Source organism: Streptomyces sp. Je 1-332 (genome assembly GCF_040730185.1).
GTDB lineage: Bacteria > Actinomycetota > Actinomycetes > Streptomycetales > Streptomycetaceae > Streptomyces.
This window is the reverse complement of the sequence record NZ_CP160402.1, coordinates 7167011-7181842: the sequence shown is the minus strand read 5'-3', so window position 1 is coordinate 7181842 and position 14832 is coordinate 7167011. Positions and strand designations below refer to the sequence as shown.

The following is a 14832-nucleotide window of genomic DNA, read 5'->3' as shown; positions in this document are numbered from 1 at the left end:
AGTTACCTTTCCTCGTCCAGGGCGGCGGTGCAGGGGGGTCGGTGTGGGCCGGTGGCGGCTCAGCGGGGTCAGCTCTTGGAGCCGGAGAGGGCGACGCTCTGCACGAAGTGCCGCTGCAGGAAGACGTAGACGAGCAGCATGGGCAGGCTCGCGATGAGTGAACCGGCCATCATCACGGGGAAGTTGGTCTCGTACTGGCCCTCGAGAGAGGTCAGTCCGGCGCTGATGGGCATCTTCTGCGGGTCGGTGTTGACGATCAGCGGCCACAGGAGGTCGTTCCACGACCACATCGCGGTGATGACGGCGAGCGCGGCGAGCGCGGGCCGCACCAGCGGCAGCATGATCGACCAGAAGATGCGCAGCGGCCCCGCGCCGTCGATCCGCGCGGCCTCCTCCAGCTCCTTGGGCAGCGTGAGGAAGAACTGGCGCAGCATGAAGGTCCCGAACGCACTGAACATGCCCGGCAGGAACAGCGCGGGCGCCGAGTTGAGCAGTCCGAGCCGCTGGATGATGTCGTACTGCGGCAGGACGAGCAGCGAGCTCGGCACCATGAGTACGGAGAGGAAGAGGGCGAACAGGACGCTCCGGCCCCGGAACTGCATGCGCGCGAAGGCGTAGGCGGCGAGGGAGCAGAACACCAGCTGTCCGACCGTGCGGCCCACGGTGTTGAAGACGCTGTTGAAGAGCATCTCCCGGAACGGCAGCGCGGTGAAGACCTCCTCGAAGCTGGACCAGTTCCAGGTGTCCGGCAGGAAGGTCGGGGGCACCTTGGCCGTCTCGGCGAGGGACTTTGCCGCGGTGAGCAGCTGCCACAGGAAGGGGAAGACCATCACCAGGGCGCCGAGCGAGAGCGCCACGTGGGTGGCGACCGAACCGGCGTTGACGCGGCGGCGTGCAGACGATCGTACGGAGGACTCACGCATAGTGCACCCACCTCTTCTGCAGCCTGAACTGCACCAGCGTCAGCGCCGCGATGATCAGCATGAGCAGGAAGGCGAGCGCTGCGGCGGCGCCCTGGGCGTTCTCGATGAAGGCCCATTTGTAGAAGAGGCTCACCACCGACTGGGTGTCGCCGATCGCCGGGTTCTTCTCGGCCATCATGATGTAGATCAGGTCGAAGGTCTGCAGCGAGTTGATCATGCAGATGATGGACGCGAAGAAGATCGTCGGGCTGAGCAGCGGCAGCGTGATCGTGAAGAAGCGGCGCAGCGGCCCGGCGCCGTCCAGTTCGGCTGCTTCGTAGTAGTCCTGCGGGATTCCCTTGATGCCCGCCATAAAGATGATCAAGTAGTAGCCGGTGGTGGACCAGACCATGACGGCGCCGATCGCGTACACGGCGGTCGAGGGGTCGGAGACCCAGTAGCGGCGGTCGGCTCCGAACCACTCGAAGGCTTCGTTGATCAGTCCGTAGTCGCCGTTGTAGAGCCAGTTCCACACGAGACCGACGGCCACCGGCAGCGTCACGAACGGGATGAAGTAGAGCGCGCGGTAGACCGCGACGCCGCGCAGTCCGCGCCGGTTGAGCAGCGCCGCGACGCCGATCGCGACCGGCAGGGCGAGCAGGCCGATGGCGCAGTAGATCAGGGTGTTGCCGAGTGCCTGCCAGACGGTGACGTCCTTCAGGACGCGCACGTAGTTGTCCGTGCCGATCCAGGTGTGTCCGCCGAACGCCCCGAACTCGGTGAAGCTGTAGTAGAAGGTCTGCAGCAGCGGCCAGAAATAGAAGACCGCGAAGCCGATGCCCAGCGGCGCGATGAAGAGGTAAGCGGCGCGCTGGCTGCGGGACTTGGGCGCGGGAGGGGCCGCCGGTTCGCCGCGGCCCGCCTTCTTCGCCGCCGCCGTGGAGGGAAAGACACTCATCATGCGCGCTCCTCCTTCAGGGCTCGGTCCATCTGCTCGCCCAGCGTGCGTGCGGCGCTCTCAATGCCGCCCTTGCCGCTGAACGCGGCGCCCAGGAGCGGGTATTGGAGGTTCTCCCAGACCGCGGTGTTCTTCGAGCTCGGGTACGGCACGGCGTACTCCAGCATCTCGATGTAGTGCTTCAGGTCGAACTCGGGCATCGACCTGAGCCAGGCGTCCTGCGTCCCCTCGTACGAGGAGATGGTGATGCCTGCCGACGCCTGGATCTCCGCGGCCTTGCGGCCTGCCATGAAGCGGACGAACTTCCAGGCCGCCGCCTTCTTCCGGCTCTTGGCGGAGATGACGTTGGCGAGCCCGTGGATGATGGTGGCCCGTTCCCGGCCCTTGGGCAGGACGGCGACGCCTGCGTGATCCTTGAGGGCGGGAACGGCGTGGTACTGCCCGGAGTACGCGGATATCTCGTAGACCATGGCGGCCTTCTCCGACCAGAAGCGGTTGCGCGCCTTGGACTCGACCATCGCGCTCTGCGGCGGCGACCAGCCGCGGTCGATCATGTCGGTCCAGTAGCGCAGACCCTCGATGGAGCGCTCGTCGCCGAAGCCGGACTCCCCGTCCTTGAGGACATAGCCGCCCGCCCCGTGGATGGCGGGGTAGAGCTGGGCCTGGCGGTCCATCTCGGCGGCCATGCCGTGCACGCGCTCGCGGGGGTTGGTGAGTTCGGCGGCGGCGTCGCGTACGTCGTCCCAGGTCCACGTCGTGTCCGGGTACTTGATGCCCGCCTTGTCGAAGAGCGCCTTGTTGTACCAGAGACCGATGGTGTCGAAGTCCTTCGGTATGCCGTACTGCGTGCCCTGGTAGGCGTAGACCTTCACGAGCGATTCGGGGTGCCGGTCCACGGGGGTGCGGTCGCTCTTGATGTGTCCGCTCAGGGGCTCCAGGACGCCGCTGGAGGCGTACAGCTGGAGATTGACCGCGTTCATCCAGAACACGTCGGGGGCCGTGCCGCCGCGCATGGAGGTCTTGAGGGTGGTCCAGTAGCTCGACCAGGGCGTGAGCTCCATGCGCACGGATATGCCGGGGTTCTCCTTCTCGAAGGCGTCGATCACCTTCTGCAGGCCCGGCACCTGGGCCACGTCCCACACCCCGTACGAGAGGGTGGTCCTGCCACCGCTCCGCTTGCCGTCGTCGCTCTGGCCGGAGCAGGCGGCGAGCAGGGGCGCCGCCATCGCTCCGTACAGCAGAGTCCTCCTACGCATGAGCGCCTCGCTTCCGGACTTGCGTTTCGTGGGTTCTACGGCGCCGGGTCCGTAAGGAGATCGGACTCGACCTGGTCAAGTGCCTTGCGTACGGCGCCGATCGCGACGCCCTGTTCGCCGAGCGTGCTCAGCGCGATGCGCGGGACGTGCAGGGTCAGCGGGCGCAGCCTGTCCTCGATCAGCGGCACGAGATGGCTGCCCAGCGGGGTCGCGCCGCCGGTGAGCACCACGAGCTCCGGGTCGACGGCCAGCGTGAGGGCGGCGATGCCCGGCGAGATGCGGTCAGCGAAGTCCGTGACGGCGGCGAGCGCGCGCGGGTCTCCGGTGTCCGCGGCCCGGGCGAGCGCGGCCACCTCGGACTCGCCGGAGCGACGCGCTCCCCGCCAACTGAGCGCCTCCTGTGCGGTGTTCATGCCGAGCAGCGGCAGCAGCCCGAGTTCGCCCGCGCCGCCGCGCCGACCCCGGTGCAGGCGCCCGCCGATGGTGAGGCTGCACGCCACGCGGTGGCCGGTCAGGACGCAGACGACGTCGCCCGCGAGGGTGGCCGCGCCCTGCCAGCGCTCGGCGAGCACGGCGAGGTTCACGTCGTTCTCGACGAGGGTGTGGCCGGCCTCCCCCTCGGAGAGGAGCCCCGCGAGGTCGACGCCTGACCACTCGGGGATGACGTAGGAGGTGATGGTGCCTCCCGCGTCGACGACGCCCGGGACGCCCACACAGCGGGCCAGGATGTCGACGCGCCGTACGGCGTGCGCGTCGAGGAAGGCTTCGAGGCCCTTGCGCAGGAGGTCGAGCCGTTGGGCCCCGCCGAGTTCCGGGTCGACGTCCTCGCGCCGCACGGCGAGCACCGTTCCACCGAGGTCGGCGAGGAGCAGCACCATCTTGTGCAGGCCGATGTCGGCGCCCACGACGCGGCCCGCCTCCACGCGGAACCGGAACCGCCGGGCGGGCCGCCCCGGCGTGCGCTCAGCGTCGTCACGCTCGGCCTCTGACGCCCAGCCGTGCGCGGTCAGCTCCTCGACGGCGGATTCCACGGTGGGCCGGGAGAGTCCGGTGCCCGCGGCGAGCTCCGCGAGCGTCTGGGGGCTGCGGCGGTGCAGGGCGCGCAGCACGACGGTGGTGTTCAGCCGGCGCAGTGAGGCGAGATCGTGCCCCCGTGTCCCGTTCCGCAACACTTCTTCACCCCATGTCGAGTCCAGGGCAGCCCTGTTGACCAGCAGATCGGCCGCCGCACCCGGAAATTAGTGAGGAGACTTGCATATCTCTGGCCGCCGGGGAACCCCCCTCGCGGGACCTGGCTCCTACGACGTCGCACCCCGGGTGCGCGCAAGCCGTAGCCGTCCCGGCGGAAGTCAGGTGATTCGGGTCGGGACATCGGTTATCACCCTGTGCCCGGCGAGTTGAGGGCAAGCTGGGCGCGGGCCCCCGGCAACGGCGCCGCACCCATGGGGCAGGATGACGCTCGCGCCGGACCGCGAACATACGTCCGGCGCGCCCGCACAACCTGGAGAATGAACTGATGGAGCGAGCCCTCACATGGCACGACCTGATCACCGCCGGCATCGCGGTGATCGCCGGAATCGCGGCGGGTCTGCTGCTGCGCATGATCCTGCGGTGGCTGGGTGAGCGGGCCAGCAGGACCCGGTGGAGCGGTGACGACGTCATCGTCGACGCCGTGCGGACCCTGGTCCCCTGCGCGGCGATCACGGCGGGCGCGGCCGTCGCCGCCGCGGCCCTCCCGCTCACGCCGAGGACCGGCCGGAACGTCACGATGACGCTGACCGCCCTGCTCGTCCTTGCCGCGACGCTGACGGCGGCCCGCGTGGTCACCACTTTGGTGAAGTCCCTGGCGCAGTCCCGGTCGGGTGTCGCGGGCTCGGCGACGATCTTCGTCAACATCACCCGCGTCGTCGTGCTCGCGATGGGCTTCCTCGTCGTCCTGCAGACGCTCGGTGTCTCCATAGCCCCGCTGCTCACGGCGCTCGGCGTGGGCGGACTCGCGGTGGCCCTGGCTCTTCAGGACACCCTGGCCAACCTCTTCGCGGGCGTACACATCCTCGCCGCGAAGACGGTCCAGCCGGGCGACTACATCAAGCTCAGCAGCGGCGAGGAGGGCTACGTCGTCGACATCAACTGGCGCAACACGGTGGTGCGCCAGCTGTCGAACAACCTCGTCATCATCCCCAACGCCCAGCTCGCGGGCACCAACATGACCAACTTCAGCCGCCCCGAGCAGGATCTGTCGATCATGGTGCAGGTCGGCGTCAGCTACGACAGCGACCTGGAACAGGTGGAGCGCGTCACGACCGAGGTCGTGGAGAGCGTCATGAAGGACGTCGACGGCGCCCTCCCCGAGCACGAACCGGCCGTACGCTTCCACACGTTCGGCGACTCCAGGATCAGCTTCACGGTGATCCTGGGCGTCGGCGAGTTCAGCGACCAGTACCGCATCAAGCACGAGTTCATCAAGCAACTCCACCAGCGCTATCGCGCCGAGGGCATCCGGGTCCCCGCCCCGGTCCGCACAGTGAACGTCCAGCAGGGCGAACTCCCCTCCGTCCTGATCCCCCATCAGCGCGAGGCGACGGCCCCGACGACGAAGCCGGCGCCCTAGCAAGTGCCGTTGCAAGTGCCATAGCAAGCGCCTGAAGCGGGCGGCCCGCACCACGACACCTCCACCACAGCGCCCCCGAGGCGTTTGACAGGCATGCGCCGCGCAGATCATGATTCCATTAATTGTTTAATGGAATCGAGAGAGGCGCGCGTGGACATGACCCTTGCCGACCCCACCGAGGCCGCCGGACCCCTGGGCACGACCGCGCTCGAGGCCCGCGGCCTGGGCAAGCGCTATCGCCGCGGCTGGGCGCTGCGCGACTGCTCCTTCCGGCTGCCCGCCGGGCGTATCTGCGGCCTCGTCGGACCCAACGGGGCGGGAAAGAGCACTCTGTTGGGGCTCGCCACCCGCCTTACGACCCCCACCGAGGGCGAACTGCGCATCTTCGGCGTACCGGTGGACGACCCGGCGGCCATGCCTCGCTACGCGTTCCTCTCCCAGGACAAGCCGCTGTTCAAGCGCTTCACCGTGGCCGAGACACTGCGCATGGGCAGTGAACTCAACCCCGGCTGGGACATGGCGGCCGCCGAGCGGATCGTGCGCTCCGGCAGCATCCCGATGAACGCCAAGGTCGGCACGCTCTCCGGCGGTCAGCGCACCCGCGTCGCCTTCGCGCTCGCCTTCGGCAAGCGGCCCGATCTGCTGCTGCTCGACGAGCCGATGGCCGACCTGGACCCGCTGGCCCGGGACGAGATGAGTTCCCTGCTGATGTCCGAGGCCGTCGAGCGCGGCACCACGGTGGTGATGTCCTCCCACATGCTCTCCGAGCTGGAGGACATGTGCGACTACCTCCTGGTCATCGCCGACGGCCGGCTCAGGATGGCGGGCGGCACCGATGAACTGGTCCCGGCCCACGCCCTGGTGACCGGGCTCGCGCCCGACGGAACGCGGCCCGCGGACCTCACCCCGCACACAGTGGTCGAATTCCGGGTCCAGGGGCGCCAGTTCCGCGCCCTGATCAGGCCCCACGGCCCGCTGGCCCCGGACTGGGAGGTCTCCGAGCCGAGCCTGGAGGAAGTCCTCCTCGCCCACCTCCGTGCGCCGGACGCGGAGCCGCTGTTCACGCACGACGCACGTATCGAGGCCGAGGGGATCACCGCCGCATGAGCACCACCCTGACCGAGCAGCCGCGCACGCAGCAGTCCACCAAGAAGCCGGGTCTGCTGCACGGGCTCACCTGGCTCGTCCTGCGCCAGCACCGCACCACGACATGGATCGTCGTCGCCCTGGTCGTGCTCGGCTCGGCCGCGATCATCTACGAGCGCGGCCAGCTGGCCGACATGCTCGCCGGGATGGGCTGGCCCGGCAAGAACGTCAACCTGACGCAGGCCCCGGAGAGGTTTCAGTACATCGCCGAAGCCCTCGGCGCCCTGCCCATCGTCCTCGGCGTCTTCATCGGCGCCCCGCTGATCGCGAGCGACCAGGAACACGGCACCGCGCACCTGGTCACCACACAGTCGGTGCAGCGCCGCCGCTGGCTCGCGGCCAAGCTGACCTGGTGCCTCGCGCTCGTCCTGGTGGCCACCCTCGTGCTCTCCACGCTGTTCTTCTGGTGGTGGGAGCCCTACCGAGACCCCCTCCTCGCGGAATGGCTCTCGGGATCGGTGTTCGACAACACGGGCCCCATGCTCGCGGCGCTCTCCCTCTTCACCACCATCGGCGGCATCGCGATCGGCATGCTGCTGCGCCGGGTGCTGCCCGCCATGCTGGCCACCTTCTTCTTCGCCTTGGTCGTCCAGGTGGCCTGGGGCGAGTTCCGCGACCGCCTCGCCGCCCCGCGCACGATCACCTGGCCGCTGAACGACGACACGCCGAACTTCCTCGACAGCGGCAGCGCCGTGGAGGCGGACCGCTGGATCAGCACCGCGGACGGGCAGCTCTACGGCTGGGGCACCTGCGCCGAACCGACCGAGAAGGCGACCAACGCCTGCATCAAGGAGCACGGCATCGTCAACAACATGGTCGAGTACTTCGGCTACGACCAGATGCCGGGCATGCAGTGGACCGGCGCCGCGGTGCTGCTCGGCGCGACCGCCGTCGTGGCCGTCTTCGTCCTGTGGTGGGCGTCGCGGCGGCCCCTCTAGGACCGTCGGCGAAGGTAAGTACGTAAAGTGTCCGCAAACGAGCAGAGAGTGGGGACAGTGGTCGAATTCCGCATCGACCGGCGCAGCGGTGTGGCCACATACCTCCAGATCGTGCGCCAGGTCGAACAGGCCCTGCGCATGGGCGCGTTGGTGGAGGGCGACCGGCTGCCCACGGCGGCCCAGGTCGCCGCGGCCACCAAGGTGAACCCGAACACGACACTCAAGGCGTACCGCGAGCTGGAGCGCGCGGGCCTCGCCGAGGTCCGCCAGGGGGCTGGCACCTTCATCACCCGCTCGCTCGCCGGCCCCCAGGCGGGCCCCGACTCCCCCCTGCAGACCGCCCTTGCTCAGTGGATGGAGCAGGCTCGGTCGGCGGGGCTCACGGGCCGGGACGTCACGGATCTCTTCGAGGCGGTGCACGCGGCCACCTTCCAGGGGGGCTTCCAGGGGGACACGGTCGGCTGAGCCGGGCGTCACAGGGCCGCTCTCGACAAACCCCATAAGCAACCGCTTAGTATCGGGTGTGCGGGGCCCTCTGCCCCGGGATCGGTTCCGCCGTCACCGCATGGAGAATCCGCATGGCATCCCTGCTCCTGTCCCGTCGTGACCTCGACTTCCTGCTGTACGAGTGGCTCGACGTGCCCGCGCTCACCGGCCGGGAGCGGTACGCGGACCACTCCCGCAAGACCTTCGACGCCGCGCTCGAACTCAGCGAGCAGATCGCCACGCGCCACTTCGCCCCGCACAACAAGAAGAACGACGCCCAGGAGCCCACCTTCGACGGGGAGCGGGTGCACATCATCCCCGAGGTGAAGGAGGCGCTGCGGGTCTTCGGGGACTCGGGGCTCCTGGCGAGCGCCATGGACCACGAGATCGGCGGAGGGCAGCTGCCCGCCGTGGTGGCGCAGGCCTGCTTCGCGTGGTTTCAAGCGGCGAACGTCGGCACGGCCGCGTATCCCTTCCTGACCATGGGCAACGCCAATCTGCTCCTCGCGCACGCTTCGAAGGAACAGATCGAGACCTTCGTGCGCCCCATGGTGGAGGGGCGCTTCCTGGGGACGATGTGCCTGTCGGAGCCGCAGGCGGGCTCGTCGCTCGCCGATGTGCGGACGCGGGCCGAGGAGCAGGCTGACGGGACGTACCGCCTCTTCGGGAACAAGATGTGGATCTCCGGCGGCGAGCACGAGCTCTCGGAGAACATCGTGCATCTGGTGCTCGCCCGGATTCCGGGCGGTCCGCCCGGCGTGAAGGGGCTCTCGCTGTTCATCGTGCCCAAGGTGCTCGTCGGCGACGACGGGTCGCTCGGCGAGCGCAATGATGTCGTGCTCGCGGGCCTCAACCACAAGATGGGCTATCGGGGGACGACCAATACCCTGCTGAACTTCGGCGAGGGCGCCCACCGTCCCGGCGGTGAGCCCGGCGCGGTCGGCCACCTCATCGGCGAGGCCAACCGCGGGCTCGCCTACATGTTCCACATGATGAACGAGGCCCGGATCGGCGTGGGCCTCGGCGCCACCGCCCTCGGCTACACCGGCTATCTGCACGCCCTCGACTACGCGCGCACCCGCCCGCAGGGCCGTCCGCTCGCGGCGAAGGATCCCGCGTCGGCGCAGGTCCCGATCATCGAGCACGCCGACGTACGCAAGATGCTCCTCGCCCAGAAGGCTTACGTGGAGGGCGCGTTGGCGCTCAACCTGTACTGCGGGCGGTTGCTCGACGAGCAGAACACCGGCACATCGCCGCAGACGCGCGAGGAAGCCAAGCTGCTGCTCGACGTGCTCACACCCATCGCCAAGAGCTGGCCCTCTCAGTGGTGTCTTGAGGCCAACAACCTGGCGATCCAGGTGCACGGCGGCTACGGCTACACGCGCGAGTACAACGTCGAGCAGTTCTACCGCGACAACCGGCTCAACCCCATCCACGAGGGCACGCACGGCATTCACGGCCTCGATCTCCTCGGCCGCAAGGTCATCATGGACGGCGGCAGCGGCCTTCGGCTGCTCGTCGAGCGGATCTCGCGGACGTCCGCCCGTGCCGCCGCGGCGGGCGGCTCCGCGTCCGGGTACGGGCGGGCGCTCGACGCGGCCGCGGCGCGTGCGGTGGAGGTGACCCAGCGGCTCTGGTCGACCGGTGACCCGCAGACGGCGCTCGCCAACGCGAGCGTCTACCTCGAAGCGGTCGGGCACGTGGTCGTCGCCTGGATGTGGCTGGAGCAGCTGCTCGCGGCCGAGCACGGCACCGAGGACTTCCACGCCGGCAAGCGCGCCGCCTGCCGCTATTTCTTCCGCCATGAACTGCCCAAGACGGACGCCCAGTTCACGCTCCTGGAGAGCCTGGACCGGACGGCGCTCGAACTGGACGAGAACGCCTTCTGACCCAGAAGTACAGGAACACCGAGCACACCGCCGCGAAGGCGCACCACGTCGAGATGTACTCGCGTCGCCACAGCAAGACGCACACCGCAGCCCCGACGGCGACCAGGACGCCGAAGAGGACAAGGCCCCGGTCGCCGGAGAGGAGGAGGGAGCCGACGGTGGCGATCAGGTATCCGGCGATGAGCAGCCCGGTATGGGGCAGGCCGAGCGCGTACCCGACCGTGTGGCCGCGGATCTCGGCCGTCACGGTACGGGGCGCCAGGTAGGAGGAGAGCGCCGCCGCTGCCGCGATGCCCAGCACCAGGGGGACCAGGAGGCGGCGGCGGGCGCTCGGCGGAGCCGCGCACAGCACCGCCACGGGCACCCACAGCGCGAGCAGGGGCAGGGCGATCACGGTCCAGGCGACCGTGGCCCATCCCGTGCCACCGTCGTTCCGCCAGACCTCGGACTCGATGATCTGGTGGGCGCCGAGCAGCAGCGGCAGCGCGGCGATCGGCAGATCGCGCGGTCGGCCGCCGCGCGCCGCGCGGGCCACGCAGGCGGCCCCCACGGCGGCCACACCCACGCCCGCCACGAGATCGGCCGTCGCGCTCCAGCACATGGGCCCCACGCTACGGCCGCCTCGACCCACCGGCGCGGCGGGCGGCCCACTGGGGTCGTGCCCCTCGTAAGACGACAGGAGTAAAGCGCGTACGCTTACGTCATTGATCTCAGGAGATCGAACCCGACATCCCCTGCCCGATCGAACCCCTCATCCCCCGCCCGACCGAACCACTCACCCCCTGCCAGGAGGACACATGACCTCGGCTCCGCAGACCGCGCGCGCCCCCCAGACGCTCGACCGCCCCTTCAGTGTCGGCAGCCTCACCCTGCCCAACCGCATCGTGATGGCACCCATGACCAGGGAGTTCTCACCGGGTGGCGTGCCGGGCGCGGACGTGGCCGAGTACTACGCCCGACGGGCCGCGGCCGGCGTCGGCCTGATCATCACCGAGGGGACGTACGTCGACCACGCGTCGGCCGGTACGAGCGACCGGGTCCCGCGCTTCTACGGGGACGACGCCCTCGAAGGCTGGCGCAAGGTGGTCGACGCGGTGCACGGGTCGGGCGGGAAGATCATTCCGCAGCTGTGGCACGTCGGCGTCACGCGCGACGAGGGCAAGGGCCCGGTACCTTCCGCTCCCGCCGCGGGCCCCTCGGGAATCGACCTCGACGGGCAGCCGAAGGGCAGCGCGCTGACATCCGATGACCTCGACGACGTGATACGGGCGTTCGCCGACGCCGCGGCCGCCGCCGAGCGCATCGGCTTCGACGGCGTCGAACTGCACGGCGCGCACGGCTACTTGATCGACCAGTTCCTCTGGGAGCGCACCAACCGGCGCACGGACGGTTACGGCGGCGGCATCGAGGCCCGCACCCGTTTCGCCGCGGAGATCGTCTCGGCCGTACGGGCCGCCGTCTCGCCCGACTTCCCCGTCTTCTTCCGCCTCTCGCAGTGGAAGGCGGGCAGCTTCGACGCCAAGCTCGCCGAGTCCCCCGAGGAGCTGGAGCGCCTGCTCACCCCGCTGGCGGACGCGGGCGTGGACGTCTTTCACGCGTCCACCCGCCGCTACTGGCTGCCCGAGTTCGACGGCAGCGACCTCAACCTCGCGGGCTGGGTCAAGAAGGTGTCGGGCAGGCCCGTGGTCACCGTGGGCTCGGTCGGTCTCGACCAGGAGTTCGTCGGACCGCAGGGCTGGGCGGGTCCTTCCGCGGCCACGGGCATCGAGCTGCTCCTGGACCGCCTGGAGCGTGCCGAGTTCGACCTGGTGGCGGTGGGGCGCGCCCTCATCGCCGACCCCGAGTGGGCGGCCAAGGCCCTGGAGGACCGGCTCGGCGACGCGCTGCCCTTCGACAAGTCGCTCCTGAAGAGCCTGGCCTGAGCGTGCCCCGCCGGGCGACGGCAGCTAATGCCATACGCTGCTGTCGCCCACGGTCGCGTACGATATGCCCATGACCTGGCCTGCCACCGAGCGCTACTTCCCCACCGCCGTCCCCGGCGGCCTGGGGCTCGTGCAGGACATCCTGAACACCGCGCCCTCCTGCGGCGTCCCCGAAGCCGATCTCCTCGACGACGTGGCCGCCGCGCAGGAGTGGATCTCCGTGGCGCTGCCCACCTGGGCCGAGCGGACGGGGCGCGCGGCGGTGCGGCTCACCCTCACCGAGGAGGACCTGCCCAGGCTGCGGCAGCTGCGCGAACAGCTGCGCCGCGCCCTGCTCTCCCGGTGCGGCACGACAAGCGGCGAGACCGCCCGCTTCACCTCCTGTGCCCTCCAGGTCAGCCTGCACGGCGACGCCGCGGTGACCACCGAGCCCGAGGGTGAGGGCTGGCGCTGGCTGACGTCGGCCGTGCTGTGCGAGGCACTGCTCGCGCAGACCACCGGCGAGTGGCGGCGCCTGAAGATCTGCCGCAACGAACGCTGCGCCACGGCGTTCTACGACCGCTCCCGCAACAACAGCGGCGTCTGGCACTCCACCCGCGGCTGCGGAAACGCCGCGAACCTACGGGCCTCGCGCCAGCGCCGCCGCGCGTACGCCGAGTCGGTGCCCGCGCCCGGCGACGCGCAGCGCAAAGAGCCCAACTAAGCGGGTACGACGCCCTGTTCGGCTGGTTCGGGCAGCTCCCGGGTGCCAGGTACGGGCGACGGCAGCAGCCACAGGACGGCGAGGACCGCTCCCGCAGTGCCGATCCACAGCGTGGGGCGCAGGCCGATGGCCGTGCCGAGCAGGCCGCCCAGCAGGGCGCCCAGGGGGCGGAAGCCGTGGTTCAGGGTGCGGTAGGCGCCCATGACCCGGGAGCGGATGGTCTGCGGGATCAGCACCATCTGGAGTGACGCGGTGGCGATGTCGATGACCATCACGCCGACGCAGCTGAGGAATTCGGCGGCGAAGAGCGTGGCGACGACCAGCGGCAACGGGCCGTCGGCGAGCGGTACGAGCACCAGGGGCAGCGTGAACCCCACGGATCCGCAGAGGATCGAAGGGCCGATGCCGAAGCGGCGTACGACTCTGCCGCTGCACGCGGCGCCGATCAGGCCGCCGATGGCCCCAGCGCTCAGTATCGCGCCGAGAACGCCTGCGCTCAGGCCGAGTTCGACCGTCACGTACAGCACGAAGAGCGTGTGGAACATGTAGTTGAAGAACTGGATGGTGCCGGACCACGCGAACAGAGCTCGCATCGACGGCTCCTTGAGCACCCAGCGCAGCCCCGCGGTGAAGTGCCCCTTGCCGACGGGTTCGGGAACGGGCTCCACCGGTTTGATACGCGCGAGGAAGCGGGCCGAGACGAGGTAGGTGAAGGCGTCGCCGAGCAGGGCGAAGGGAGCGGTGAGGAGCTGTACGAGGAGCCCGCCGATGCCGGGCCCGGCCAGCCAGGACATCGAACGGCTGCCGCTGACCAGTGAGTTGGCCTGCACATAGCGCTCGCTCGGCACGAGCGTCACGAACAGGGTGTTGTTGCAGGCATCGAAGAGCACGGTCAGCGCACCGATCGCGAACGCCGTCGCGTACAGCTGCCCGAGGGTGAGGGCGTCGAGCAGATACGCGACCGGGAGGGTGACGAGCAGCGCCGCGCGGGCCAGATCGGCGGCGATCATGGCGCGCCGCCGTCGGGCCTGCCGGTCGGCCCATGCGCCGAGCGGCAGGTTGAGCAGGAGCGTGGGCAGCAGCTCCACGGTCTTGAGCCAGCCCATCTCGGCGGCGTCCGCGCCGAGGACGAGTACGGCGGCGAGCGGGATGGCGATCAGCGAGATCTCGCCGCCGATGAGCGAGACGGTCTGTCCGGTCCAGTAGCGCCGGAAGGTGCGCTCCAGGAGCAGGCCGGGTATGCGCTCCCGCGCCTTCACCCCTCGGCCCCCGTGCCACCTGCCTCCGGCGCCTCCCCGGGGATCTCGCGGTCGACGAAGCCGAGCCGCATCAGGCTGACGGGGCGCGCGCCTTCGGGGCGCCGGCCAGGGTCCTTCTCACGGTCCTCGTACGGCTGCAGCACCGCTTCGATGCGCTCGCCGATGCCGGTCAGCTCCTCGGGCGTGAGGTGCAGGAGCGAGTCGCTGAACTGCTCCGCCTCGCGCCAGGCGCGGGGCAGCCGGTGGCGTTGTTCGATGGCCCGGACGGCGCGCTCGAAGTACCGCTCCGCGACCGCCACACTCAGCGCGTCCGACGCCTCGGCGACGGACGGGTCCTCGCTGTACCCGGGCCAGTCGGTGAACTGGGCGGTCGCCTGCCATGGCTTCTCACGCCCCCGGCCGCCCGGCGCCTCTTCGACGAGCCCGTACTTCGCGAGCATCCGCAGGTGGTACGAGCAGCTGGCCACGGACTCGCCGGTCAGCTCGGCGGCCCGCGTCGCGGTGAACGGCCCGCTCCGCCGCAGGAAGCCGACCAGGGCCATGCGCGTGGGGTGCGCGTAAGCACGCAGGGCGCGGGGGTCCGTGAGGCGGATGCTGCGGGGCGCGCCGTCCGGGGAGGCCGGCTCTGGGGTCTGCGACATGATGTAAAGCTAGCTTTAGAAAGGTTTCTTTACAAGACATCTCCGCGACCGCCCCGCAGGCACAAGATCGGACATTAAAGATCACTCCGACAAGATCGGACAGAAGTTACTTCTAGGTATG

At 69.8% G+C, this 14832-nt stretch carries 14 protein-coding genes; 7 read left to right on the top strand and 7 right to left on the bottom strand.

Translation table 11 applies throughout. The features are described 5' to 3' along the window. Positions 1-68: 68 nt before the first annotated feature. From ABXJ52_RS32285 to ABXJ52_RS32270, 4 genes are read right to left on the bottom strand one after another with little or no spacing between them, the layout of a single operon-like run. Positions 69-923, bottom strand: coding sequence for a carbohydrate ABC transporter permease (locus tag ABXJ52_RS32285; RefSeq protein ID WP_367046910.1), 855 nt, complete (start codon positions 921-923; stop codon positions 69-71). After that, a complete protein-coding gene (locus ABXJ52_RS32280) occupies positions 916-1863 on the bottom strand; it encodes a sugar ABC transporter permease (protein ID WP_367046908.1) in 948 nt (315 codons plus the stop codon). Before ABXJ52_RS32280 ends, ABXJ52_RS32285 begins: the two co-directional genes overlap by 8 nt. After that, entirely contained in the window at positions 1860-3116 is a 1257-nt protein-coding gene (locus ABXJ52_RS32275; protein WP_367046906.1) for a sugar ABC transporter substrate-binding protein, read from the bottom strand. Before ABXJ52_RS32275 ends, ABXJ52_RS32280 begins: the two co-directional genes overlap by 4 nt. A 35-nt stretch (positions 3117-3151) precedes the next feature. After that, positions 3152-4288: an ROK family transcriptional regulator gene (locus ABXJ52_RS32270; protein WP_367046905.1), complete on the bottom strand. Its 1137-nt coding sequence runs from the start codon at positions 4286-4288 to the stop codon at positions 3152-3154. A gap of 344 nt (positions 4289-4632) precedes the next feature. Between ABXJ52_RS32270 and ABXJ52_RS32265 the strand changes: the two genes are divergently transcribed. From ABXJ52_RS32265 to ABXJ52_RS32245, 5 genes are all read left to right on the top strand, one after another. Continuing rightward, complete coding sequence (locus tag ABXJ52_RS32265; protein WP_367046903.1) at positions 4633-5727, top strand: mechanosensitive ion channel family protein; 1095 nt, start codon at positions 4633-4635, stop codon at positions 5725-5727. Between the two features lie 156 nt (positions 5728-5883). Beyond that, a complete protein-coding gene (locus ABXJ52_RS32260; protein ID WP_367049434.1) occupies positions 5884-6834 on the top strand; it encodes an ABC transporter ATP-binding protein in 951 nt (316 codons plus the stop codon). Beyond that, positions 6831-7811: an ABC transporter permease subunit gene (locus ABXJ52_RS32255; protein ID WP_367046901.1), complete on the top strand. Its 981-nt coding sequence runs from the start codon at positions 6831-6833 to the stop codon at positions 7809-7811. Before ABXJ52_RS32260 ends, ABXJ52_RS32255 begins: the two co-directional genes overlap by 4 nt. Before the next feature lie 48 nt (positions 7812-7859). Beyond that, complete coding sequence (locus tag ABXJ52_RS32250; protein WP_367049433.1) at positions 7860-8276, top strand: GntR family transcriptional regulator; 417 nt, start codon at positions 7860-7862, stop codon at positions 8274-8276. A gap of 113 nt (positions 8277-8389) precedes the next feature. After that, positions 8390-10186 carry an acyl-CoA dehydrogenase gene (locus ABXJ52_RS32245; protein ID WP_367046899.1) on the top strand — a complete coding sequence of 599 codons (1797 nt, stop codon included), beginning with the start codon at positions 8390-8392 and terminating at the stop codon, positions 10184-10186. On the opposite strand, the gene ABXJ52_RS32240 is transcribed toward ABXJ52_RS32245, so the two are convergent. Continuing rightward, positions 10128-10787, bottom strand: a complete 660-nt coding sequence (locus ABXJ52_RS32240; protein ID WP_367046898.1) for a DUF6629 family protein — start codon at positions 10785-10787, stop codon at positions 10128-10130. The two genes, ABXJ52_RS32245 and ABXJ52_RS32240, sit on opposite strands and share 59 nt — an antisense overlap. 196 nt (positions 10788-10983) lie before the next feature. Between ABXJ52_RS32240 and ABXJ52_RS32235 the strand changes: the two genes are divergently transcribed. After that, complete coding sequence (locus ABXJ52_RS32235) at positions 10984-12108, top strand: NADH:flavin oxidoreductase (RefSeq protein ID WP_367046896.1); 1125 nt, start codon at positions 10984-10986, stop codon at positions 12106-12108. Between the two features lie 70 nt (positions 12109-12178). Further along, a complete protein-coding gene (locus tag ABXJ52_RS32230) occupies positions 12179-12811 on the top strand; it encodes a CGNR zinc finger domain-containing protein (protein WP_367046894.1) in 633 nt (210 codons plus the stop codon). Here ABXJ52_RS32230 and ABXJ52_RS32225 read toward each other — a convergent pair. Both ABXJ52_RS32225 and ABXJ52_RS32220 read right to left on the bottom strand, forming a co-directional pair. Continuing rightward, positions 12808-14070, bottom strand: a complete 1263-nt coding sequence (locus tag ABXJ52_RS32225; RefSeq protein WP_367046892.1) for an MFS transporter — start codon at positions 14068-14070, stop codon at positions 12808-12810. The genes ABXJ52_RS32230 and ABXJ52_RS32225 overlap by 4 nt on opposite strands. Next, entirely contained in the window at positions 14067-14711 is a 645-nt protein-coding gene (locus ABXJ52_RS32220; RefSeq protein ID WP_367046891.1) for a helix-turn-helix domain-containing protein, read from the bottom strand. The genes ABXJ52_RS32225 and ABXJ52_RS32220 overlap by 4 nt, the downstream gene beginning before the upstream one ends. Positions 14712-14832 lie beyond the last annotated feature (121 nt).